Here is a 21,302-nt window from a genome sequence, read left to right on the forward strand (position 1 = left end):
ACGGCGCGATACGGTATTTTCGGCATGGTGCGCCGCAATCCTATACCATCCGCTGCAACTCCGGCGACAGAGCTTTTTTTGCTCTGCCCGCCTTAATTCCGGCCTAGTTCAGCCGAGGTGACCAGGCCGGGTCGGATGCGCCACCCGGATAGGGCCCATGTTTCTAAAGTGTGTGCCCTATCCTTACTTCAGCCGAGGTGACCAGGCCGGGTCGGATGCGCCACCCGGATAGGGCCCATGTTTCTAAAGTGTGTGCCCTATCCTTACTTCAGCCGAGGTGACCAGGCCGGGTCGGATGCGCCACCCGGATAGGGCACGGGTCTCTCAATGCGGCCCGTGACCTCCACCGTCCACAGAGACGGCAGGCCGCTCGGCGGTTCGCGGAAGAACATGATATAACGGCCATTGGGCGCCCAGGTCGGGCCTTCCTCCAGATAGGACGAGGTCAGCAGCTTGCTGTTGCTGCCATCAGGGTTCATCACGCCAATCGAAAAACGGCCCCCCGCCTGTCGCGTAAAGGCGATCTTATCGCCCTGCGGACTGAAGACCGGCGTTGAATACTGGCCGCCGCCAAAGGTGATGCGGTGAACATTCGAGCCGTCGGCATTCATCAGGTAGATTTGCGGCGAACCGCCACGATCCGATGTAAAGGCGATCTGCGAGCCATCGGCTGAGAAGGAGGGCGAGGTATTGATCGCCCCGCCGCTGGTCAGGCGCGTGGTGGCGCGCGTGCGCAGGTCCATGACATAGATGTTGGTCGCCCCGCCGGTCGAGACGCTGTAGGCCAGCTTGGTGCCGTCGGGTGAGAAGCGCGGCGCAAAGGCCATGCCGTGAATCTGGCCCACGGCTTCCTGACGATTGGTATCGAGATTATAGATATAGATGCGGGCGGAATCGGCGGTCAGCGACATATAGGCCACTTCCTGCGAATCGGCCGAGAAACGCGGCGTCATCACCGCCATCGCGCCATCGGCCACCGGCAGATAGGAGGCATTGGCCCCGTCCTGATCCATAATGGCCAGATGGCGGACGCGGGCATTGCGCGGCCCGCTTTCGGCCACGAAGACGATGCGCGTATCGAAATAACCTTCCTGACCGGTCAGTTTTTCATAGATGGCATCGGCGATCTTGTGCGCCACACGCCGCCAGTTTTCCGGCGTGGCGGTCAGGGACTGGCCTAAGAGCTGGTTTTGCGAGAAAATGTCCCACAGGCGAAAATCGACCTGCAAACGGCCATCGGCATCGACAAAGGCGTGGCCAGAGGTCAGGTACTGCGCGTTGATCGTTTTCCAGCTCTGCCAGGTCGGCTGCACGCTGACATCGAGATTGGTTTCGATAAAGGCATTGGGATCGATCGGCGCGAAATAACCGGAACGCTCAAGATCAGCCGACACCACCTTGGAAATCTGCGCGCCGAGATCATTGCCCGTGGCGTCCTTGCCGAGAATTTCGATGGCGATGGGCAGGGGCTGGATATTGCCCTGATCGACCGTGCCGGTCAGGCCCTGCGCAAGAGCCGCCGCCGGAGACGTGGCCAGAGACGTGGCCAGAGACGTGGCCACGGCCACGCCGCCCAGCCCGCTCAGCACAGCCGTGCGGCGCGTCAGTTTCATCGCTTGGGGAGTCGTCTTGATCATGGCGTAGCTCCTTGTCTGATCTGGCTTCCTGTCAGCAGGTCTGCGGGGCATCATTGCCCCTCGCAGGCCTTTTCCGCCAGGAAGGTGAAGGTAATTTTCTGCCCATACATGCTAACCGGCAAATCTGTCGATTTCTCGGCAGCGTTATTGACCGCCGCCATCGCCAGGCTGGCACCTGCCTGCCAGACGGGATCGCTACGGCGGTTCACCCAGGTGACCTGCAAGGCGCGGCCATTCGGAGTCAATACGAAACTGATTTCCGGATTGACATCGCGCGAGCCCGGCACATCGCAATTGAGCAGCCAGGCGTCCTGCAATCTTTTGCCCAGCAAGGCCAGGGCCTGTTTCTGACCGGCATCGGCCGGGCCGGAACCGACCGCCGACGCGCCGGTCGTGCGGTGCGTATTGGCCCTTGCCTGTTGCCGCGTCGGCGATTTTGACGGGGCGGCGGCCAGTTGCGCCAGAGCGTTGAGATCGAGCGTGGGCTTTTGCGGCTTGGCGGGCTTGGGCGGCACCGGCTTTTTCAGGCCGTTCTTGTCAGGCGGCGCGGGCTTGGGAGGCGCGGGCTTGGGGGTCGGCTTTGGCGTGGGCTTCGGCGCAGGCGTCACGGCCTTTTGCGGCGTGGGCACGGGCAAGGGCGGGGCCGGTTCAGGCTGGGGCGGGGTCGGCGTTTCTTCCGGGGCGGGGATCGGCGATGGCGGCAGGACGGCGTGCTGATCGACCGGGGCCTCGGCCTGTTCGCGGCTCGGAATCTGCGACACAATCTCGACCGGCACGGCGGCAGGCACCAGCGGCTTCTGCGTGCGCACCCAACTGAACAGGAAAAGCGCCAGCAGACCCGCGTGCAGCAGGAGCGAGATCAGAAAGGACGGCCCGAACTTCTTCATGCGTTTACGGCGTCACCGCTGATGAAGCACCGACAGTCTGGCCCACATTCTGACCTTGCGCCTGGCTCATGGTTTCGGTGAGCAGGTTGATCTTGACGAAGCCCGAGGTGGACAGCCTGGCCATCACCTTGGCCACGATGTCATACGAGGCCGCGCCCGCCGCGCGCACATAGACCGGCTTGTCCGTCTCGCCATTGGTGATGGCCAGCAGGCGCGGCGTCAGTTGCGCATAGGAGGCCGGATCGTCATTGACGAACAGATTGCCTTTTTCATCGATGGATACGGTCAGAGGATCCCCCTCGTCCTTCAGCGCGGCGGCCTCGGTCTTGGGCAACTGGATCTTGATGCCGGAGGTCAGAAGCGGGGCCGAGATCATGAAGATGATCAGCAGCACCAGCATGACATCGACCAGCGGCGTGACATTGATTTCCGACAGGGCGGCGCGGCGTCTGAGGCGGCGATTGCTGCGCCTGCCGCCACCACCACCACCGGCGCCTGATGCTCCCATAGCCATGCGAAAGCTCCCTAGTTGCCGAGCTTATCGCCGATGCGGCGGCTCAGCGACACCATCAGCTCATCGGCGAATCCTTCCATGCGCCCCGAAAAGCGCGCCACGCGGGCATTGAACAGGTTGAAGCCAATATAGGCGGGAATGGCGGCGAAAAGCCCCATCGCCGTGGCCGACAGGGCTTCTGAAATGGCCGGGGCCACCGTGGCCAGATTGGTGTCGCCGGCGCTGGCGATAGCGGCAAACGAATTCATAATGCCCCAGACCGTGCCGAACAGGCCGACAAAAGGCGAGGCCGTGGCGATCACCGCCAGCAGGCTCAGGCCCTCTTCGATCGTGTCGGCCTCAAGGGCCATCGTCTGGTTCAGTTCGCGGTCAACCTGCGAGATCAAAAGATCGCCCTGGGCCGGGCTTAAGCCCTTGCCCTTATAGTCCTTCCACGCCGAGGTGACGATGACCAGCAGCTTCTGGAAGGCTTCCTTCGGCTGGGTGCCGAGGCCCGCGGCGATGTCGTCGAGCGCGCGACCGGTGCCGAGCATGGCCTCGAACTGATTGGCCTCGCGGTTAACGCGGCCCAGCGCCAGGGTTTTTTGCACGATAATGGCCCACGACCACAGCGAGGCCAGGATCAGCAGCGCCATCACCGCCTTGACGACGATGTCGGCGTGCATGAAAAGCTGGACGAAGCTCAGGGTGCCTTCAAGGCCACCCGAAGCCGAACTGACGGAACCTGCGTCCATGCGCACCCCCTATATACGATGAATCCGAATGGTGAATCTCTAAGCGCCGCACCTTGCAACAGATTTGACGACATTTCTATGGCAGGCGGTTGTAATTTGCCGTTTTCAGCCGTCTTTTTCGTTAACGGCGCAGGCTGAGATCAGAGCTTGCAGGTGCGCAGGCAGGCGTTTCGGGCGGCCCTGCATATCGATGCACACCACCTGCACCTCGCCCTCGGCCAGCACCTGGCCGTCGCGCTCCACCGCTTGCTTCAGGGTGAAACTGGCGCCGCGCACCCTGATCAGGCGGCTGCGCACCGTGATCATCTCATCGATGCGGGCCGGGGCGCGGTAACGGATATGCAGATCGGCCACGGCGAAGGCCAGCGGAACATCTAACGCAGCAAGCTGATGATGATGGATGCCGATCAGGCGCATATATTCCGAACGGCCGCGCTCGAAATATTTGAGATAATTGGCGTGATAAACGAGGCCCGAAAAATCGGTGTCCTCGTAATAGATGCGCACCGGCAGGTGATGTTCATCGTCTGATATATGGCCGGAAATATCATTCATCCCGCTGTTGTAGCGATATGTGGCGCAGATTTGAACCACGGAAATGAGCCTTTTGTCATCCGGCCCTGCCCCGGCAGCCGGAGTCGCGTACCCGACCAGAACACAAGTGGTTTCACCTGATTTTATTTATGGAATTATTGTTAAGTGTGAGGTCAATCTAATTTTATCGGTATAATTTTACATTTATCCTTTCCCTTCACTTTCACAGGAGGTTGTTATGGGTAAAGGTATTCTGTTGTGGCTGCTCGGTGTACCGATTCCGGTGATCATTCTGCTTGCTCTCTTCTTCCACGGTTGAGGTCATCATGAATATTTCATCGGATAAGGATGGCCCCAACTTCGAATCTTCGTCTTCGGGCATCCACTGGTCGTCGATACTGGGCGGGGCTGCGGTGGCCGCCGCCGTCTCGGTTATGCTGATCCCGCTCGGATCGGCCTTCGGGCTGGGTTCGTTTTCGGTCTTCACCGCCAAACCCGACACCGCCGTGGTCTTCACGGTCGGCATGGCCATCTGGCTGGTGGTGATGCAATGGATTTCGGCAGGTCTGGGCGGCTATATCGCCGGACGTTTGCGCGTCAAATGGGCCGATCTGCACAGCGACGAGGTCTTCTTCCGCGACACGGCGCACGGCTTCATCGCCTGGGCCGCCGCCACCCTGCTGACCGCCGCCCTGCTGGCCGGGGCCGGAGCGTCTGCGCTTGGCACCGCTGGCAAGGCCGCCGCTACAATGGTGCCGGGCATGGACTATTACAGCGATATGATGTTCCGTGGCTCAAGCGCCCCCTCTCCCGAAGCCACCGCTGAAGCGGGCCGCATTCTGGCCCATGATCTGAAAGACGGCAGCGTCAGCGACAGCGACAAGGCCTATCTCGACAGTCTGGTGGCCGCCCATACGGGACTGGACACCACCCAGGCCGATCAGCGCGTCTCCGCCACACTCAATGACATCGAAGCGGCGAAGCAAAAGATGGCCCAGACCGCCGAAGCCACGCGCAAGGCGATGGTGGGCTTCTTCACCGCTCTGTTCATCTCGCTGCTGGTCGGTGCCTTTATCGCCAGCGTTTCCGCCGCTATCGGTGGTCGCCTGCGCGATCAGGTTTAGCGGCTGTTTCAGGCAAATTGGGACGGACGGGATGGCCACATCCCGTCCGTCATCTCGCCTTACGGCGTATCGCGGTAGCGGCAGACATCCTTGCGCATGTCTTGGCGCACTTTCGGGCCCTTATGGGTAAATTCAAGATAGCGCCCGGCCCTGCCATGATCGGGCCACGCCGCCAGCCCCTCGCCTGCCGGTTCCCCGGTCTTGGCGAACTGCGTCCAGTAATCGAGAAGCGGCGGCCAGTGCGCATCGTCCATGCCGGGAGGCTGCGGATTCATCACAAAAGCCAGATCCGATGAATGGTGCGGCGGGCCTTCGCCATGCCCGGAACCAATATCTATGTCGAGCTGATATTCCCAGACCGGTTGGCCCGCCTCGGTCATGCGATCGGCCACCCAGGTGGACGGGCAGCGCATCATCAGGTCGGTGGACAGAGCCATCGAGACGGGCCCCAGCAGCGGATCATCTTTCGGCAGCTTTTTGAGCTTCACATCGTAAAACTTCATCATTTTCGGCGCATGTTTGCCAAATTCACGCACGATGGTGGAATAGACGGCGTCCTGACCGCCATGCAGGCCCAGTTCCTGCGCCACCGTGCCGATGATCAGCGGCACCTGCGCCGCCTGATGCTGGCGCAAGACATCGGCGGGCGGGCGCGTCAGCACCTTGCCGTCGATCACAGCCTGCAACCAGATGAAGCTGTCATCGTCGATCGCCACGGGCAACTGGTCGGCGGCGGTCTGTAGCTGGTGCGCGGGCACGGCGCGTAAGGCCGCCAGCGCCGCATCGCTATCGGGCGCGGCACTGGTGTAGAATTTCGCCAGATCGACACCCATCGCTTCGTTTTGCGCCAGGGTGCGCACCGGCAGGCCGAACTGCGGCGGGCCGCTTTCCTCGATGGCTCTGGCGAACAGGCCGCGCGCATCCGGGGCCACCAGCAACAGACCAACATCCTGCGCACCGGCGCTCTGGCCGAAAATCGTCACATTGGCCGGATCGCCGCCGAAGGCCGCAATATTGTCGCGCACCCATTGCAGGGCCTTGATCTGGTCCATCAGGGCGTAATTGCCGCTATGGCCATCCTGTTCGCGGCTCAGGGCCGGATGCGACAGGAAGCCGAACACGCCAAGCCGATATTGCAGCGACACAATGATCACGCCCTTATCGGCAAATCCGGCCATGACCGTGCCTGCGCCACCCCCGGCGCGATTGGCCCCGCCGTGGATATAGACCATCACCGGCAAGGGGGCGGACGGATGCAGATCGGGCGTGCGGATGTCGAGATAGAGGCAGTCTTCCGAGGATTTGGCGGCCATATCGGTCTGCCAGCCATAGTCGTTTTGCAAACAGGCGGGCGCGCTGTCGGTTTCGTGGCGGACACCGCTCCACGGCGCGGGGCTTTGCGGCGCACGCCAGCGCAAGGGCCCCACTGGCGGGGCGGCAAACGGCACGGCGCGGAAGACGTAGGACTGATCGGGCAGGCGATCCCCGGCCAGTTGACCACCTGTGACATTTAGCACGGTGTCATAAGCGTGGTATGGCGGATGATCGGCTATGACGGGATCTGGAACAGGCAGGACGGGATCTTGCACAGGAGGTTCGACAGTCGGCGCGTCTAGCCTTGCCGGGGTTTGTCGCGATGTCCTATGCGCAGACAAAGGCGCGCCCGGAACCACCATATGAAAGCGGCCATGTGTGGTCTGGCCGCCCGCAAAGGCGAAGGTGGGCAGGACGGCAAGGCCCGCAACCAGGCCAATGGCCAGCCCGCGCAGGCGTCTCACGCCTTCTTCTCATGCTCAGGGGCATGAATCGCTTCCGCGCCCAGTTTATGGCCCGGATTTTGGCCCTGAGCCCACAGATAGGCTGCGCCGCGCACGCCCGATGAATCACCCCATTTGGCGGGGGCGATTTCGGCCTGCCAGCTATCGGAGAAAACATAGGGCCTGATCTTGCCGGGCAGGCGATCATAGATTTCCGGCACATTGCTTAAGCCGCCGCCAAAGACGAATATATCGGGATCAAGCGTATTGACGATGACCGCCATGCCGCGGCCCAGACGGTCGAGCATCCGCTCAAACGCCGCCTCCGCCTCGCCATCGCCCTTGCGCATGGCGTCGATAATCTCTTCGCCTTTTAATGTGCGCCCGGTAGCGGCGTGGAAATCACGCGCGAAACCGGTGCCCGACACCCACATTTCCAGACAGCCGTGCTGACCGCACCAGCATTGCGGGCCGGGCACCTCGTCGAGCTTCGGCCACGGCAGGGGAATATGGCCCCATTCGCCTGTGACGCCGTTGGCGCCTTCCACCAGCTTGTGATCGAGCACAACGCCGCCGCCGCAACCGGTGCCGACGATGATGGCGAACACATTGGCATGAACGCGCGCCACCCCGTCAATCGCTTCGGACAGGGCCAGGCAGTTGGCGTCATTGGCCAGCCGCACGGGGCGCTTCAGCGCCGCCTCCAGGTCTTCGCGGAAGGTCTTGCCGTTCAGCCAGGTCGAATTGGCGTTGCGCATTACGCCGGTGCGCGGCGAAACGCTGCCCGGCGCGCCGATACCGATGGTGGCCATATGCCTGGCCAGTTCGGGATGGCTGGACTGGGCTTCCTTTTCCACCTCGGCGATCAGGTCGCAAACCGTAGTCAGGGCGTCGGCATAGTTGCCGGGATTGGGCTTGCGCTGCCGTGACAGAAACTTGCCGTCTGAATCGAGAACAGCCGCCTCGATCTTGGTTCCACCGAAATCCACGCCAACGTAAAGCATTTCTCATCCCGCGGCGACGCGCGCCGTCTGTTGTTCTTATAATGAAAAACGGCTCCCGGCAGGTGCCGGGAGCCGCATAGGCAGGTTTAGTGCGCCGAAGCGATATCTTCCTCGATGGCGTGAACCGGTGCCTTCTTGGCGGCCAGGGTAAACCACAGGACGTAGAGGTAGCAGATCAGCGGCACGACGAAGGCCAGCGAACGGGCCCCGACGGGGAAGTGGGCCAAGAACTGGTCAACGGCCCAGCCATAGAGCAGCGAGATGAAGCCGCCGCCGCAGATGGCCATGCACATCAGGCCTGACGTGGCCGAAGCCGGAGCCGAAGAACGCTCGAGGGTCAGGGTGAAGATGGTCGGGAACATGATCGAGTTGAACAGGCCGATCAGAATGGCCGCGATGCCGGGCACAAAGCCCATCGTCAGGGCCGTCTGATAACCGAACACATTGACCGTGCCGCCCAGCGGCGTGGCCGGCATGTGGAAGGTGAAGATGACGACGAGGCACAGGATCGCCGCGCCGAGCGCCACAATGGTCAGCATGGTGGTGGCCTTGATGAAGGTCATCAGCCACGAACCGATAAAGCGGCCGAACATGGCCATCAGCATGAAGATCGGCCCGACATAGCCGGCAATCTGCGACGGCACATTGAGGATCTGCGGCTGTTCCAGGAAGAAGATCATGCCCGAAATCACGCAGACCTCAGCGCCGACATACAGAAAGATGCCGAGCGAACCGAGATTGGCCCATTTCGAGCTGAAGGCCTTGAAGGGTGATTCGACGTGCAGGGCCTTCTTCGGCGAATGGGCGGCAATGGTGTTGCGCACCAGAAAGACGGCCAGGGTGAAGACGGCGAAGACAACGGCGATCTCAAGATAGACATTGGTGACGAAGTGCAGACCCGCATCCTTCATGGCCTGGGTCGGCACGACATCCTTTTCGAACAGCGGGCCTTTCAGCAGGAAAACAGCGCCGAACGAGCCGCCGATATAGGCGCCCATCGAGTTGAAGGCCTGCGACAGGTTGAGGCGGAAGTGCGAACCCTGCGGCTTGCCCATCGCGGCGATCAAAGGATTGGCGGCCACCTGAAGAAGGGTGATGCCCGAAGCGGCGACAAACAGGCCAACCAGCACGGTGACGAAGGTGTGCGAATAGGCGGTAGAGAAAGCGATCAGGCAGCCGGCGATAATGCCGATCAGGCCCAGAATAATTGAATTGGCATAGCCGTACTTGGCCAGATACCAGGCCGACGGGATCGACATGACGCCATAGGCGATGAAGAAGGCGAACTGGTTGAGCTGGGCTTCGAGATTGCTCAGATGATAGATAACCATCATCGATTTGACGAGCGGATCGACCAGATTGGTGACGAAGGCCCAGATGAAGAAGAGCGCCGTGACGTAGAGGACGGCCAAGATGAGGCCTCCACCACCGGACTTGGCCTGAGGAGCCGTTGCGGAATCGGACATATTACCTGCCTGTGTGTACTGTTATGGGCGAAAGGGTGCGCTACCTAGCCTTCGCCAATTAAATAAATCAAATTGCAAAAAGCGTGTTTCGACACATCCTGCAAGCCCAAAAGCCTGACTACCCGCCGAAATCGCGCCTGTGCGCGCTTTTTCTGTAACCCGGAATAAATAGTCCGACAAGAGATACCACCCGCCACGAGAGCCCCTGACGGGAATATAGGGGCCCGATGCGATTTTAAGCGCCCATTAAGAGCCGGACAGGCAGAATGGCCATGTCTCGCGGACAATATTCGACAGCGCTGTCATCGTTTGCGGCGCAACGTAAAATTCACTTGACCATGATGGAGAATAGAGGCTTTGTCGCACGCGAAAACGCCCGCCTTAGCTATAAAACGGGTGTGCCCGACAATCCTCATCGCCAGTCTCAAAACTAAGCTTTTGAATTGTCACATAAACTGTGAGTCTAGATTTTGAAAATTCTTCGCCGCCGCAAAACCAAGATCGTCGCCACCTTAGGCCCCGCCAGTTCCAATGCCGAGATGCTGGCCCAGCTTCATCAGGCCGGTGCCGATGTGTTCCGGCTGAATTTTTCGCATGGCAGCCATGAGGATCATGGCCGCAATATCGAACTGATCCGCGCGCTCGAAGCCAAGACCAAACATCCGATCGGCATTCTGGCCGATGTGCAGGGGCCTAAATTGCGCGTCGGCCGGTTTATGGGCGGCGCCGTGGTGCTGACCAATGGCCAGCCCTTCCGCCTCGACCTCAACCCGACGCCTGGTGATTCGCGCCGCGCCAATCTGCCCCACCCCGAAATCATCAAGGCCGCCCAGATCGGTTCGAACCTGCTGCTCGACGATGGCAAGCTGAAGCTGCGCGTGACGCATGTGCGCGAAGATCATCTCGAAACCATCGTCGTCAATGGCGGCCGCCTGTCCGACCGCAAGGGCGTCAATGTGCCCGACGTGGTGCTGCCCATCCCAGCCCTGACCGAAAAAGACCGCGCTGATATGGAATTCGCGCTCGAAAATGGCGTTGAATATATCGGCCTGTCCTTCGTGCAGCGTGCGGAAGACGTGATTGAGGCGCGTGAACTGATCCGTGGCCGCGCCTGGGTGCTGTCGAAGCTCGAAAAGCCGCAGGCGCTCGATAATCTTGACGAAATCATCCGTCTGTCTGATGCCGTCATGGTGGCGCGCGGCGATCTCGGCGTCGAACTGCCGCCCGAAGAGGTGCCGCTGGCGCAAAAGCGCATCGTCAATGCCGCCCGCCTGATGGGCAAGCCGGTCATTGTGGCCACCCAGATGCTCGAATCGATGATTTCGGCCCCTACCCCCACCCGCGCCGAAGCTTCGGACGTGGCCACCGCCGTATTCGATGGTGCCGATGCGGTCATGCTGTCGGCTGAAACCGCCGCCGGTCAGTTCCCCGTCGAGGCCGTCACCATCATGGATCGCATCGTCGCCCGCGTCGAGCAGGATGACGGCTGGCGCGGCCTGACCGACCGCCGCCGTCCTGAGCCGGAAAAATCGACCTCCGGCGCCATCGCCGCCGCCGCCTCTCAGGTGGCGCAAACCATCGGCGCCGTGGCCATTGCCGCCCTGACCAATTCGGCCAATACGGCGTTGCGCGTGGCGCGCGAACGCCCGACCGCGCCGATTCTGGGCGTCACGCCCAATATCGAAACCGCCCGCCGTCTGGCCCTGACCTGGGGTGTGCATCCGGTGATCGCGCCGGTCACCCATTCGATGACCGAAACCGTCGCCGTCGTCACCAAGCTGGCGCGCGCGGAAGGCATTGCCGAGCCGGGTCAGGATCTGGTCATCGTGGCCGGTATGCCGTTCGGCAAGTCGGGCTCGACCAACTCCCTGCGTGTGGCGCGTGTATCGCGCAGCAATGCCGAGGAAGCCGAATTCGTGGACGACAAATAGGCTTGTCTGACCGTTGACGACAAGACAGGCTCCGTATTCTGGCGGAGCCTGTCTTGTATGTGCCCTATTCGATATATGCCGGCGCGTCGATACGCTGGCCCACCAGCATGGCGTCGGCCACGATGCGCAAGGGTGAGAAGTCGGCGTCGCTTTTTCCCGCACGGACAAGATCGTGGAAGTGCTGATAAAGCCCCGGATATTCGGCCTCTTTTTCTTTGATCACCACCCGACCGTCGATCTCCATTTCGGTGCCGCCCATCGAAAGCGTCAGGCGCTCGCCCGCCGCTGATTCAACGAAGATGCTCCAGGTCTGGATGCCGGTTTGCAGGAAGTCGTATTCGGCGCGGATCGGCAGACCGGCCTCGGTGGTCATGTCCATCTCGACCTGAATCGGCGCGGCGCAATTGACCGGCACATGCAGGTCGGCTTTTTTGACCAGCACCGTGTCGGGCAGGATGCGCGTCAGGATCGACAGGGAATTGATGCCAGGATCGAACACCCCCATGCCGCCCGCCTCGAAAATCCAGGTCTGGCCGGGGTGCCACTGACGGACATTTTCCTTCCAGTGGATGGTGATGTTTTTGATGGCACGCTCGACGATCCATGCGCGCGTGGCTTCCACCGCAGGCGCAAAACGCGAATGCCAGCTCGCCAGCAGCGACACGCCTTTTTGCGCCGCCATCACCTTGATCGCCTCAGCCTCGCCCAGTGTGGCGGCGGGCGGCTTTTCCAGAAAGACATGGCGGCCCATCCCGATCACCTGTTTGGCGATGGCGTGCCTGATCTGCGGCGGGGTGCAGATGGCGATGGCCTCGATTTCGGGATGCGCCGCCATCATGGCACCGAGATCGGGATAGGCCACAACGCCTTCGGGGCGGGCGTGCGGCGAACAGCCAGCCACCAGTTCGAGCCCCGGATTGGCGTGTATCGAGGGGATATGCTGATCCACAGCGATCTTGCCAAGGCCGATCAGGCCGATTTTCAGCGGGGCGGTGGATCCCATAGTGCGCTTCCTTTGGTGAGTTTCGGGAGTTGGTGTTTCGGGACTTATAAATTATAATATAATTTGATCAAGGCTGTCGGGTGAGATCATCTTCACATCGCGCAGATAGGAAAACTTGTCCATGCGGCTGCTTTTTTTGCTACACCTTCTTTTGTCAGACTATTGCCAGAGCCTGCGGCGGAGTGCAATCTCTCGTTAAATTTCATATTTGACCAATTTGTTCATATGTGATCAGAATGTAACCGACACGGCAACAGACCGTTCCAATAAGGGGCAGGAAATGACGACCGACGAAACGGCACCCAAGGGCTTCAAAGCCTTCTGGCCAGTGATTTTGATCACCGCCCTGTTCTTCTTCTGGGGCGTGGCCAATAATCTCAACGACATTCTGATCCCGCAGTTCAAGAAGGCGTTCGACCTCAGCAATCTGCAATCGTCGCTGGTGCAGTCGGCCTTCTATATGGGCTATTTCCTGTTCGCCCTGCCCGCAGGGTTTCTGATGCGCCGTTTCGGCTACAAGGCCGCCGTGCTGACCGGGCTTTGCCTGTATGCGCTGGGGGCCCTGCTGTTCTGGCCAGCCGCCGAAGTGCGGCAATATCCGTTTTTCCTCGGTGCCTTATTCGTCATCGCTTCGGGTCTGGCCTTTCTGGAAACCTCGGCCAATCCGCTGATGACCGTGCTCGGTTCGGAAAAGGGCGCGGCCTTCCGGCTCAATCTGGCGCAGGCCTTCAATCCGCTGGGCTCGCTGGCCGGTATCTGGATCGGCAAGACCTTCATCCTGTCGGGCATCGAAAAAATGAGTTCAACCGCCGATTATGTCCGTGAAGCGAAGGCCGTGCAGATACCCTATCTGGTCATTGGTCTGGCCGTTCTGGTCTGGGCCGGGCTGGTGGCGCTCAACCGCTTTCCGAAGGCGGCCACGGATGACGATTCAAAGGGGGCTATCCACGATCACGATGAGGCGCAGTTGTCACCCTGGCAGGCGGTCAGTGGCCTGTTCAAATACCGCCACTTCCTGCTCGGCGTGGCGGCGCAGTTCTTCTATGTCGGGGCGCAGGTCGGCATCTGGAGCTATGTGATCAAATACGGCCAGTCCGAACTGCACATGATCGATAAGACCGCCGCCAACTATCTGACCTATGCCCTGACCGCCTTTTTGATCGGACGCTTCGCGGGCACCGCCCTGATGAGCGTCATCAATCCGGCGCGCCTTTTGACCGGCTTTGCCGTCATCAATATCGGTCTGGCCGCCGTGGCGGTGTTTGTCGGTGGCCAAACCGGCCTGTGGGCGCTGGTGGCCGCCAGCTTCTTCATGTCGATCATGTACCCGACCATTTTCGCCACCGCCGTGCGCGGCCTGGGCCCCCTGACGAAAACCGGCTCGTCCCTGCTGGTCATGGCCATTGTCGGCGGCTTCATCCTGACCAATCTGATGGGCTATATTCTCGATCACGGCAGCGCGCGTCTGGCCATTATCGTGCCTCTGGCCTGCTTTGGCGTGGTGGCCCTGTACGGCCTGACGACACCAAAACTGGCCGGAAAACCGGAGATGGTCGCGGCATGATCGACGCCCACCACCACCTCTGGCAGATCGGACGCAACGGCCATGACTGGCCGGGCCCCGACCTGCCTGACATCTATCGTGACTTTCTGGCTGAGGATTACGCCTCCGCAGCCTCTGATGTTGAGGGCACGGTGCTGGTGCAGTCGCAGGCCTCGGAGGTCGATACGCTGTGGCTGCTGCAACAGGCCGCCGCCATGCCTGTGGTGCGCGCCGTCGTCGGCTGGACCGACATGGCCGCACCCGATGCGGCTGAGCGAATCGCATGGCTGGCGGCCCAGCCCAAATTACGCGGCCTGCGCCCCATGTTGCAGGGATTGTTCGAAGACGACTGGATTCTGCGCCCTGAGCTGGAACCGGCGCTCGACGCCATGCTGGCCCACGGCCTGACCTTCGACGCTTTGGTGTTCACGCGCCATCTGCCGCCTATTGCCGAACTGGCGCGGCGCTGGCCCAGGCTGAAGATCGTCATCGACCACGGCGCCAAACCGCCCATTGCCCGCGCCCAAAGCCATCCGGCTGAGGTCGCCCGCTGGCGCGAGGAGATCGACGCCGTAGCCGCCCTGGCCAATATCGCCTGCAAACTGTCCGGCCTGATCACTGAGGCCGCGCCCGGTGCGCCGTTCGAGGCCGTGCGTCCGTTCGCCGATCATCTGCTCGATGCTTTCGGGCCGATGCGCCTGATGTGGGGTTCTGACTGGCCGGTGCTCAATTTACGCGCAAGCTGGCAGGCATGGCGGCACTGGACGCATGACTGGCTCTCCGATAAGCCAGACGCGACACGCACCGCCATCTTCAGGGGTGCCGCCCGCCAATTTTACGCCCTTTGACCGGATATCCTCCCATGCCCGAAACTGAAAAAACATCCGGTAAGTACCGCGCGCCCGCCCTCGAAAAAGGGCTGGATGTCCTCGAACTGCTGGCCAGCGCCAAGACGCCGATGACCCTGTCGCAGATCAGCGCCCGACTGACGCGCTCGGTCAGCGAACTGTTCCGCATGGTGCAGGTGCTGGAGGCGCGCGGCTATGTCGGCCTGTCGCCCGCCGGCGATGGGTTTGAGCTGACCAACAAACTGTTTTCACTGGGAATTTCTCGCGGCCCCAGCCAGAACCTGCTGGCCAGCGCCCTGCCCCTGATGCAGGCTTTGAGCGAAGACACGCGCCAGGCCTGCCATCTGGCCATCGTTTCCGACGACCGCATGGTGGTGATCGCCCGCGTTGAAGCGCCCGGCGATCTCGGCTTTTCGGTGCGTATCGGTTATCAGCGGCCGCTGGCCCACTCCACGTCCGGCCTTGTCATCTACGCCTTCCAGAAGCCGAAGATCCGCGAACAGTGGCGCGCCTTCCTGCGCCCTGGCCTGACGCAGGAGGAATGGGCGGTGTTTGAAACCCAGTCCGAACGCGCCCTGGCTCAGGGTCATTTCACGGCGAAAAGCGAATATATCGACGGCATTATCGATCTTTCGTGCCCGATTGCCAATGATGCCGGGGTCATTGCCGCCCTGACCATGCCCTATATCCACGTCCATGACGGACTTACCCAGAGCGAGGCTCTGGCCAGACTGAAGGCCACCGGCCAGCTCTTGAGCAAGGCCCTCGGCGGATGAGTAACGGCGCACACCTAAGCCCCTTCATCCTGCTCCATGCCGACGACAATGTGCTGGTCTGCCGGGAAAGCGCGCCTGCCGGTGCGGCCTTCATAATTGATGGCGAAAAGGTGAGCTTAAGCGAAGCTATTACGGTCGGTCACAAGATCGCCCGCCGTGATCTCAATCCCGGCGACAAGGTGATCAAATACGGTGCGCCGATCGGCTCAATGACCGCCCCTGCCTTACGCGGCGCGCATGTTCACATGCACAATATGCAAAGCGATTATCTGTCTTCCCATACCCGAGAGGCCACAGGCCATGTCCACTGACTATCCCGCGTTTCCGGTTTTCGACGGCTATCTGCGCCGCGATGGCCGGAAGGGAATCCGCAATATCATCGTCGTCGGCTATCTGGTCGAATGTGCCCATCATGTGGCGCGCCGTATCGTCGAAATGCCGGGCCACGATGATGTGCATCTGATCGGCTTTCCCGGCTGCTATCCCAATTCTTACGCCTACCGCATGATGGAGGCCCTGACCACGCACCCCAATGTCGGCGGGGTTGTGCTGGTCAGTCTGGGCTGCGAAGGCTTCAACCGCGAAGACCTGAAGCACCATATCGCGGCGTCGGGGCGGCCGGTCGAAACCTTCGTCATCCAGCAAAGCGGCGGCACGCGCGCCACGATTCAGGCAGGCGTGGCGGCAGTAGAACGCATCCGCGCTCAGGCAGCGCAAACCCCGCGCGTGGCAATGGATGTCAGCGAACTGGTCATCGGCACGATCTGCGGCGGTTCGGACGGCACATCGGGCATCACCGCCAATCCGGCGGTCGGGCGCGCCTTCGACACGCTGGGCGCGGCGGGCGCGGCCTGTATTTTTGAGGAAACCGGTGAGCTGGTCGGCTGCGAAACCATCATGGCCTCGCGCGCCATCACGCCCGAACTGGGCGCGGAACTGATGCGCAGCGTGCAGAAGGCCGAGGCCTATTATACGGTGATGGGCTATGGTTCCTTCGCACCCGGCAATGCCGAGGGCGGCCTGACCACCCAGGAAGAAAAATCGATGGGGGCCTATTCCAAATCAGGCTCGGCGCCGATTGTCGGCATCCTCAAACCCGGTGATCTGCCGCCTTCGGGCGGGCTGTACCTGATGGATGTGGTGCCTGATGGCGAGCCGCGCTTCGGCTTTCCCAACATATCCGACAATGCCGAGATCGTTGAGCTGATCGCCTGCGGGGCGCACCTGACCATCTTCACCACTGGACGCGGCAGCGTGGTCGGTTCGGCCATTTCGCCGGTCATCAAGGTGTGCGCCAATCCCGAAACCTATCGCCGCCTGTCCGACGACATGGACATCGACGCCGGACGGATCATGGAAGGCCGCGCCACGCTCGATCAGGTCGGGGCCGAGATTACCGATCTGGTCATGCGCGTCGCCGCCGGTGCGCGCACGGTATCCGAAGAGATGGGCCATCAGGAATTCATCCTGACCTACAAGACCTTCGAACCGGTCGGCCCGGCTTGCCTGCCCCTGCGCGGGTAAGCAGGCTTTTTAGCAGATCAGACGCCGCATGGCTCGCCCAAACGTGGGCGGCGTGCGGTCGCACTTGCCAAGATTCAAAAAAATTTGAATCTTGGAAATTATGGAGAATGAAAACATGGGTCGTCTGACCGGCAAAACCGCTCTGATCACCGCCGCCGGGCAAGGCATTGGCCGCGCCACCGCCGAAGCCTTCCTGCGCGAAGGCGCGCGCGTCATCGCCACCGACATCAATCCGGCCACGCTTGATCTTGACGGCGCGCAATGCCTTCCGCTCGACGTGACCAATGCCGATGCCGTCAAGGCCATCGCCGCCGAATTTCCGGAAGTGGATGTGCTGTATAATTGTGCGGGCTGCGTCCATGCCGGTACGATTCTGGAGTGCGACGAAGACGCCTGGGCCTTTTCGCTCAATCTCAATGTGACGGCCATGTACCGCATGATCCGCGCCTTCCTGCCGTCCATGCTGGCCAATAAAGGCGGCTCGATCATCAATATGTCGTCAATCGCCTCGTCGGTGAAGGGCATTCCCAACCGTTTTGCCTATGGCGCCACCAAGGCCGCCGTCATCGGCCTGACCAAGTCGGTGGCCGCTGATTTCGTGACGAAAGGCATACGCTGCAACGCCATCTGCCCCGGCACGGTCGAGACGCCGTCCCTGCTGCAACGCCTGCGCGATACCGGCGATTTCGACAAGGCTTACGCAGAATTCACGGCGCGGCAGGCGATGGGACGCTTTGGTCGCGTCGAAGAGCTGGCGGCGCTGGCCGTCTATCTGGCGTCGGATGAATCGAGCTTCACCACCGGTCAGGCACATATTATCGACGGCGGCTGGGTGAATTAGCCTTTCGCCGCCGTTGCAACATCCCTAAATAGACGGCGTTAAAGGAACCTCCCCCATGACGCCGCCTGATACCCTGTCCGTCCATTCCGCAGAGCCTTTGCTGCACATCCGCGATGCCTCGGTGGTGCGCGGCACCCGCGCCCTGATCGACCATTTAAACCTCGATCTGATGCCGGGCCAGCACACGGCGATTCTGGGCCCCAACGGTTCGGGCAAGTCCACCCTCGTCAAGCTGATCACGCGCCAGCTCTATCCGCTGGCGGGGGGTGAGGTGCGCATCTTCGGTCAGGATCGCTGGAACGTGGCCGAGCTGCGCAGCCTGATGGGCATTGTGTCGTCGGCCATGCAGCTCGATTTCGACGCCCATCCGCCGCTGGAGGCTTTCGACTGCGTGGTGTCGGGCTTTTTCGCAGCGCGCGGCCTGTGGAAGAACCATAAGGTGACCGACGAGATGCGGGTGCGCGCCACGGAAGCCCTGCACAGCGCAGGGGCCGCCCACCTGACGGGCCGTGATATGTCGAGCCTGTCCACCGGCGAAGCGCGCCGTGTGCTGATCGCGCGCGCTCTGGTGCATCGTCCCCGCGCCCTGTTGCTCGATGAACCGTGCGCCGGTCTGGATCCGGCGGCGCGGCGCAGCTTTCTTGAATCGCTGCGCGGTGTGGCGGCCACCACCACCCTGGTGCTGGTCACCCACCATATCGAGGAAATCCTGCCTGAGATCGGCCATATCGTCATGCTGAAAGACGGTCGGGTGTTCCGCGAAGGCGACAAGGCCGATCTGCTGACCAGCGATGCCTTAAGCGCCCTGTTCGGTATGCCGGTGGCCACCCGGCAGCGCGGCCTGTGGTATCACGCCACGGTCGATTGAATCTTCGCCCCCGGCGTCATGCTCATCGGCACGACACGCGGCCTTTCGGGCACGACCGGGGCTTTCAGCAAGGACACAAAGTCGTCGCGCCAGCGCGACACGTCGCTCTTTTGCACCTTGTCCATCAGCAGTTCCCAGCGGGTCTTGCGTTCCTTGAGCGGCATGGACAGCCCCTTGCGGATCGCTTCGGCCACGTCTTCACGGCTCATCGGATTGACGATCAGCGCCTCCTTCATCTGCTCGGCGGCGCCGGCAAATTCCGACAGCACCAGCACGCCCGGATCTTCGGGCGGTTGCGAGGCGACATATTCCTTGGCGACCAGATTCATGCCGTCGCGCAAAGGCGTCACCAGCCCGACATGGGCCGAGGCATAGATGCCCGCCAGTTCATCGCGGCGATAGGGCCGGTTGACATAGCGCAAAGGCACCCAGTCAACCGTGGCGTGGGCGCCGTTGATCTGGCCGGAGATCGTATCGAGGCGTTCGCGCAAGTCCTGATAGGCGTCCACCGCATCGCGTGAGCGCGTGGCGATTTGCAGCATGAAGACCTGGGTGTGCAGGTCTTCATATTTGTCGAGCAGGGTTTCATAGGCCGAGAAGCGCTCTTCCAGACCCTTGGAATAGTCGAGCCGGTCAACGCCGAGGATCATCTTGCGCCCGGCCTGACTGGTGATCATCAGCTTGCGGAATTCCTCAGCCTTGTCGCTTTTCAGCGTTTCGGCGAAATCGGCGGCGTCGATGCCAATCGGGAAGGCCTTGACGCGCGTGGTCTGGCCACCGGCGCGCACAATGCCGTTATCAAAAGCCTCGGCTTCGAGATCGTGAATGACATAGTCGTTGAAAGCCTCGGCGTCGTCCTCGGTCTGGAAGCCGATCAGATCGTAGCTGAACATCGATTCAACCAGTTCGGCGTGGCGCGGCAGGGTGTTGAGGACGCGCCGCGTCGGCCAGGGGATGTGCAAAAAGAAGCCGATGCGGTTCTTGACGCCGCGTTTGCGCAGTTCGCGGCCAAGCGGGATCAGGTGATAGTCCTGCACCCAGATGATGTCGTCGGGCCCGATCAGCGGCAAAAGCGTTTCGGCGAAGCGCGTATTGACGCGCTCATAACCCTCATCGAAGCTGCGCTCATAATTGACCAGATCGGTACGGTAGTGGAAGAGCGGCCACAGGGTGCGGTTGGCATAGCCGTTATAATATTCCTCACGATCCTGTTCTTCCAGATCGAGCAGGGCGACGGTGACCCCGCCCACCACCTGCATCGACATCTGGCCGGTATATTGCTCGACCGTTTCGCCGCTCCAGCCGAACCACAACCCCTTATCCTCGCGCAGGGCGGCAGATAAGGCCATAGCCAGACCGCCAGAGGTGCCGACGCCGGTATCGGCGGGCGGATTAACGCGATTGGAAACAACGATCAGACGGCTCAAAGCTTGTACTCCAGCAGCAGATTTTCAGTAAGAAGCAGATCCTGCAACCATTCGATGACGGCAACGGACGACTCCAGACGATATTGCGCCCGCGACGGACGGGGCGGGCCGACGAGTATGCCGTAACCGCCCAGATCGACGGCGGCGCGGAAACCATCCTCGTCGGTCAGGTCGTCGCCGACAAAGACCGGCTGGAAACCGGAAAAGGGGGCCTCATCCATAAAGGCGGCAAGCGCCTGCCCCTTGTCAGCCCCCAGCGTGACCAGTTCGGCGACGCAGGTGCCGAATTGCAGCTTCAGGCCGGTGGCGCGCGCCAGTTCCATCGCCAGCGCCTGCACATCGGCCTCGGCCTGCGGGGCGTTACGATAATGCAGGGCGACGCTGAGCGGCTTGTGCTCAACCAGCACGCCTGGGCGGGTTTGCGCGAAATCTTCAAAGGCCGCCGTCGCCACCCTGACGCCCGGATGCGGCGGCACCGCCATGACATGGCCACGCGCATCGCGGCGTTGCAGGCCATGACTGCCCGCCAGGCACAGCACCTGATTATCCAGAATACGGTCGAGATCAGAGATCGAACGCCCGCTGATCACCGCCAGACGGCCATGCAGGCGACGGGCAAGCTGATGCAGCAGGCCATTGCGCTGCGAATCGGGGCCAACGCCCTGCGGCACATCCGTAAAGGGGGCCAGCGTGCCATCGAGATCGAGAAACAGGGCGATGCGATCAAGCGGCAAAGTCATGGGCAGGTCGGAGGTTGGGCCGGTACTCATTTTACCGCGCCCCCTTTACCGTATTGCGCACCGCACAAAACTGTCATCGCCACACCGCTCCTCTTGTTACAGACGCGCCCCTTCAGTTGAAGCTGATCGAAACCTCACATCTCA

General features: G+C 61.5%; 20 protein-coding genes. 9 read left to right on the forward strand and 11 right to left on the reverse strand.

Going from position 1 to position 21,302, the window contains the following annotated elements:
* Positions 1 to 263 precede the first annotated feature (263 nt).
* From tolB to ybgC, 5 genes are all read right to left on the reverse strand, one after another.
* Positions 264 to 1,613: a Tol-Pal system beta propeller repeat protein TolB gene (tolB, locus tag QB905_RS08080; protein ID WP_461781798.1), complete on the reverse strand. Its 1,350-nt coding sequence runs from the start codon at positions 1,611 to 1,613 to the stop codon at positions 264 to 266.
* Positions 1,614 to 1,687: 74 nt separating this feature from the next.
* Positions 1,688 to 2,524, reverse strand: a complete 837-nt coding sequence (locus QB905_RS08085; protein WP_282974232.1) for a hypothetical protein — start codon at positions 2,522 to 2,524, stop codon at positions 1,688 to 1,690.
* Between the two features lie 4 nt (positions 2,525 to 2,528).
* On the reverse strand, positions 2,529 to 3,038 hold the full coding sequence (locus tag QB905_RS08090) for an ExbD/TolR family protein (RefSeq protein ID WP_282974234.1): 510 nt from the start codon (positions 3,036 to 3,038) through the stop codon (positions 2,529 to 2,531).
* A gap of 11 nt (positions 3,039 to 3,049) precedes the next feature.
* Positions 3,050 to 3,772 (reverse strand): protein TolQ, encoded by a 723-nt coding sequence (tolQ, locus tag QB905_RS08095; protein WP_282974236.1) that lies wholly within the window; start codon positions 3,770 to 3,772, stop codon positions 3,050 to 3,052.
* Positions 3,773 to 3,877: 105 nt separating this feature from the next.
* Positions 3,878 to 4,366, reverse strand: a complete 489-nt coding sequence (gene ybgC / locus QB905_RS08100) for a tol-pal system-associated acyl-CoA thioesterase (RefSeq protein ID WP_282974238.1) — start codon at positions 4,364 to 4,366, stop codon at positions 3,878 to 3,880.
* A 266-nt stretch (positions 4,367 to 4,632) separates the two neighbouring features.
* On the opposite strand from ybgC, the gene QB905_RS08105 reads away from it, so the two are divergent.
* On the forward strand, positions 4,633 to 5,430 hold the full coding sequence (locus QB905_RS08105) for a hypothetical protein (protein WP_282974239.1): 798 nt from the start codon (positions 4,633 to 4,635) through the stop codon (positions 5,428 to 5,430).
* A 59-nt stretch (positions 5,431 to 5,489) separates the two neighbouring features.
* Here QB905_RS08105 and QB905_RS08110 read toward each other — a convergent pair whose 3' ends face one another.
* The 3 genes from QB905_RS08110 to QB905_RS08120 all read right to left on the reverse strand — a co-directional run bounded on the left by QB905_RS08110 (position 5,490) and on the right by QB905_RS08120 (position 9,657).
* Positions 5,490 to 7,208 carry a carboxylesterase/lipase family protein gene (locus QB905_RS08110; RefSeq protein WP_282974240.1) on the reverse strand — a complete coding sequence of 573 codons (1,719 nt, stop codon included), beginning with the start codon at positions 7,206 to 7,208 and terminating at the stop codon, positions 5,490 to 5,492.
* Positions 7,205 to 8,191 (reverse strand): ROK family protein, encoded by a 987-nt coding sequence (locus QB905_RS08115; protein ID WP_282974242.1) that lies wholly within the window; start codon positions 8,189 to 8,191, stop codon positions 7,205 to 7,207. The genes QB905_RS08110 and QB905_RS08115 overlap by 4 nt, the downstream gene beginning before the upstream one ends.
* Before the next feature lie 86 nt (positions 8,192 to 8,277).
* Positions 8,278 to 9,657, reverse strand: coding sequence for a sugar MFS transporter (locus QB905_RS08120; RefSeq protein WP_282974244.1), 1,380 nt, complete (start codon positions 9,655 to 9,657; stop codon positions 8,278 to 8,280).
* 470 nt (positions 9,658 to 10,127) lie between these two features.
* On the opposite strand from QB905_RS08120, the gene pyk reads away from it, so the two are divergent.
* A complete protein-coding gene (gene pyk, locus QB905_RS08125) occupies positions 10,128 to 11,588 on the forward strand; it encodes a pyruvate kinase (protein ID WP_282974245.1) in 1,461 nt (486 codons plus the stop codon).
* Positions 11,589 to 11,652: 64 nt separating this feature from the next.
* Here the strand turns inward: pyk and QB905_RS08130 are convergent, their stop codons facing one another.
* A complete protein-coding gene (locus tag QB905_RS08130) occupies positions 11,653 to 12,591 on the reverse strand; it encodes a Gfo/Idh/MocA family protein (RefSeq protein ID WP_282974247.1) in 939 nt (312 codons plus the stop codon).
* 280 nt (positions 12,592 to 12,871) lie between these two features.
* Between QB905_RS08130 and fucP the strand changes: the two genes are divergently transcribed.
* The 7 genes from fucP (at position 12,872) to QB905_RS08165 (ending at position 18,991) form a co-directional block, all read left to right on the forward strand.
* Positions 12,872 to 14,155: an L-fucose:H+ symporter permease gene (gene fucP, locus QB905_RS08135; RefSeq protein ID WP_282974248.1), complete on the forward strand. Its 1,284-nt coding sequence runs from the start codon at positions 12,872 to 12,874 to the stop codon at positions 14,153 to 14,155.
* Positions 14,152 to 14,982, forward strand: coding sequence for an amidohydrolase family protein (locus tag QB905_RS08140; RefSeq protein WP_282974249.1), 831 nt, complete (start codon positions 14,152 to 14,154; stop codon positions 14,980 to 14,982). Before fucP ends, QB905_RS08140 begins: the two co-directional genes overlap by 4 nt.
* Before the next feature lie 14 nt (positions 14,983 to 14,996).
* Positions 14,997 to 15,758 (forward strand): IclR family transcriptional regulator, encoded by a 762-nt coding sequence (locus QB905_RS08145; RefSeq protein WP_282974251.1) that lies wholly within the window; start codon positions 14,997 to 14,999, stop codon positions 15,756 to 15,758.
* The gene (locus tag QB905_RS08150) at positions 15,755 to 16,069 is read left to right on the forward strand and encodes a UxaA family hydrolase (protein ID WP_282974252.1); all 315 of its coding nucleotides are present in this window, start codon (positions 15,755 to 15,757) and stop codon (positions 16,067 to 16,069) included. Before QB905_RS08145 ends, QB905_RS08150 begins: the two co-directional genes overlap by 4 nt.
* Positions 16,059 to 17,282: a UxaA family hydrolase gene (locus tag QB905_RS08155; protein WP_282974254.1), complete on the forward strand. Its 1,224-nt coding sequence runs from the start codon at positions 16,059 to 16,061 to the stop codon at positions 17,280 to 17,282. The genes QB905_RS08150 and QB905_RS08155 overlap by 11 nt, the downstream gene beginning before the upstream one ends.
* A 115-nt stretch (positions 17,283 to 17,397) precedes the next feature.
* Complete coding sequence (locus tag QB905_RS08160; RefSeq protein WP_282974255.1) at positions 17,398 to 18,123, forward strand: SDR family oxidoreductase; 726 nt, start codon at positions 17,398 to 17,400, stop codon at positions 18,121 to 18,123.
* 55 nt (positions 18,124 to 18,178) lie between these two features.
* The gene (locus QB905_RS08165) at positions 18,179 to 18,991 is read left to right on the forward strand and encodes an ABC transporter ATP-binding protein (RefSeq protein WP_282974257.1); all 813 of its coding nucleotides are present in this window, start codon (positions 18,179 to 18,181) and stop codon (positions 18,989 to 18,991) included.
* Here the strand turns inward: QB905_RS08165 and otsA are convergent.
* Both otsA and otsB read right to left on the reverse strand, forming a co-directional pair.
* Positions 18,973 to 20,418 carry an alpha,alpha-trehalose-phosphate synthase (UDP-forming) gene (gene otsA / locus QB905_RS08170; RefSeq protein WP_282974259.1) on the reverse strand — a complete coding sequence of 482 codons (1,446 nt, stop codon included), beginning with the start codon at positions 20,416 to 20,418 and terminating at the stop codon, positions 18,973 to 18,975. The two genes, QB905_RS08165 and otsA, sit on opposite strands and share 19 nt — an antisense overlap.
* Positions 20,415 to 21,188: a trehalose-phosphatase gene (gene otsB / locus QB905_RS08175; RefSeq protein WP_282974260.1), complete on the reverse strand. Its 774-nt coding sequence runs from the start codon at positions 21,186 to 21,188 to the stop codon at positions 20,415 to 20,417. Before otsB ends, otsA begins: the two co-directional genes overlap by 4 nt.
* Positions 21,189 to 21,302 lie beyond the last annotated feature (114 nt).

The organism is Asticcacaulis sp. EMRT-3, assembly GCF_030027245.1.
Taxonomy (GTDB): Bacteria; Pseudomonadota; Alphaproteobacteria; order Caulobacterales; family Caulobacteraceae; genus Asticcacaulis.

Bases quoted from the DNA above. Each gene is read 5' to 3' on its own strand.
- tolB (WP_461781798.1), bottom strand. From the start codon at position 1,613: ATGAAACTGACGCGCCGCACGGCTGTGCTGAGCGGGCTGGGCGGCGTG.
- QB905_RS08085 (WP_282974232.1), bottom strand. From the start codon at position 2,524: ATGAAGAAGTTCGGGCCGTCCTTTCTGATCTCGCTCCTGCTGCACGCG.
- QB905_RS08090 (WP_282974234.1), bottom strand. From the start codon at position 3,038: ATGGCTATGGGAGCATCAGGCGCCGGTGGTGGTGGTGGCGGCAGGCGC.
- tolQ (WP_282974236.1), bottom strand. From the start codon at position 3,772: ATGGACGCAGGTTCCGTCAGTTCGGCTTCGGGTGGCCTTGAAGGCACC.
- QB905_RS08105 (WP_282974239.1), top strand. From the start codon at position 4,633: ATGAATATTTCATCGGATAAGGATGGCCCCAACTTCGAATCTTCGTCT.
- QB905_RS08115 (WP_282974242.1), bottom strand. From the start codon at position 8,191: ATGCTTTACGTTGGCGTGGATTTCGGTGGAACCAAGATCGAGGCGGCT.
- QB905_RS08120 (WP_282974244.1), bottom strand. From the start codon at position 9,657: ATGTCCGATTCCGCAACGGCTCCTCAGGCCAAGTCCGGTGGTGGAGGC.
- QB905_RS08130 (WP_282974247.1), bottom strand. From the start codon at position 12,591: ATGGGATCCACCGCCCCGCTGAAAATCGGCCTGATCGGCCTTGGCAAG.
- fucP (WP_282974248.1), top strand. From the start codon at position 12,872: ATGACGACCGACGAAACGGCACCCAAGGGCTTCAAAGCCTTCTGGCCA.
- QB905_RS08140 (WP_282974249.1), top strand. From the start codon at position 14,152: ATGATCGACGCCCACCACCACCTCTGGCAGATCGGACGCAACGGCCAT.
- QB905_RS08145 (WP_282974251.1), top strand. From the start codon at position 14,997: ATGCCCGAAACTGAAAAAACATCCGGTAAGTACCGCGCGCCCGCCCTC.
- QB905_RS08150 (WP_282974252.1), top strand. From the start codon at position 15,755: ATGAGTAACGGCGCACACCTAAGCCCCTTCATCCTGCTCCATGCCGAC.
- QB905_RS08155 (WP_282974254.1), top strand. From the start codon at position 16,059: ATGTCCACTGACTATCCCGCGTTTCCGGTTTTCGACGGCTATCTGCGC.
- QB905_RS08160 (WP_282974255.1), top strand. From the start codon at position 17,398: ATGGGTCGTCTGACCGGCAAAACCGCTCTGATCACCGCCGCCGGGCAA.
- QB905_RS08165 (WP_282974257.1), top strand. From the start codon at position 18,179: ATGACGCCGCCTGATACCCTGTCCGTCCATTCCGCAGAGCCTTTGCTG.
- otsB (WP_282974260.1), bottom strand. From the start codon at position 21,188: ATGAGTACCGGCCCAACCTCCGACCTGCCCATGACTTTGCCGCTTGAT.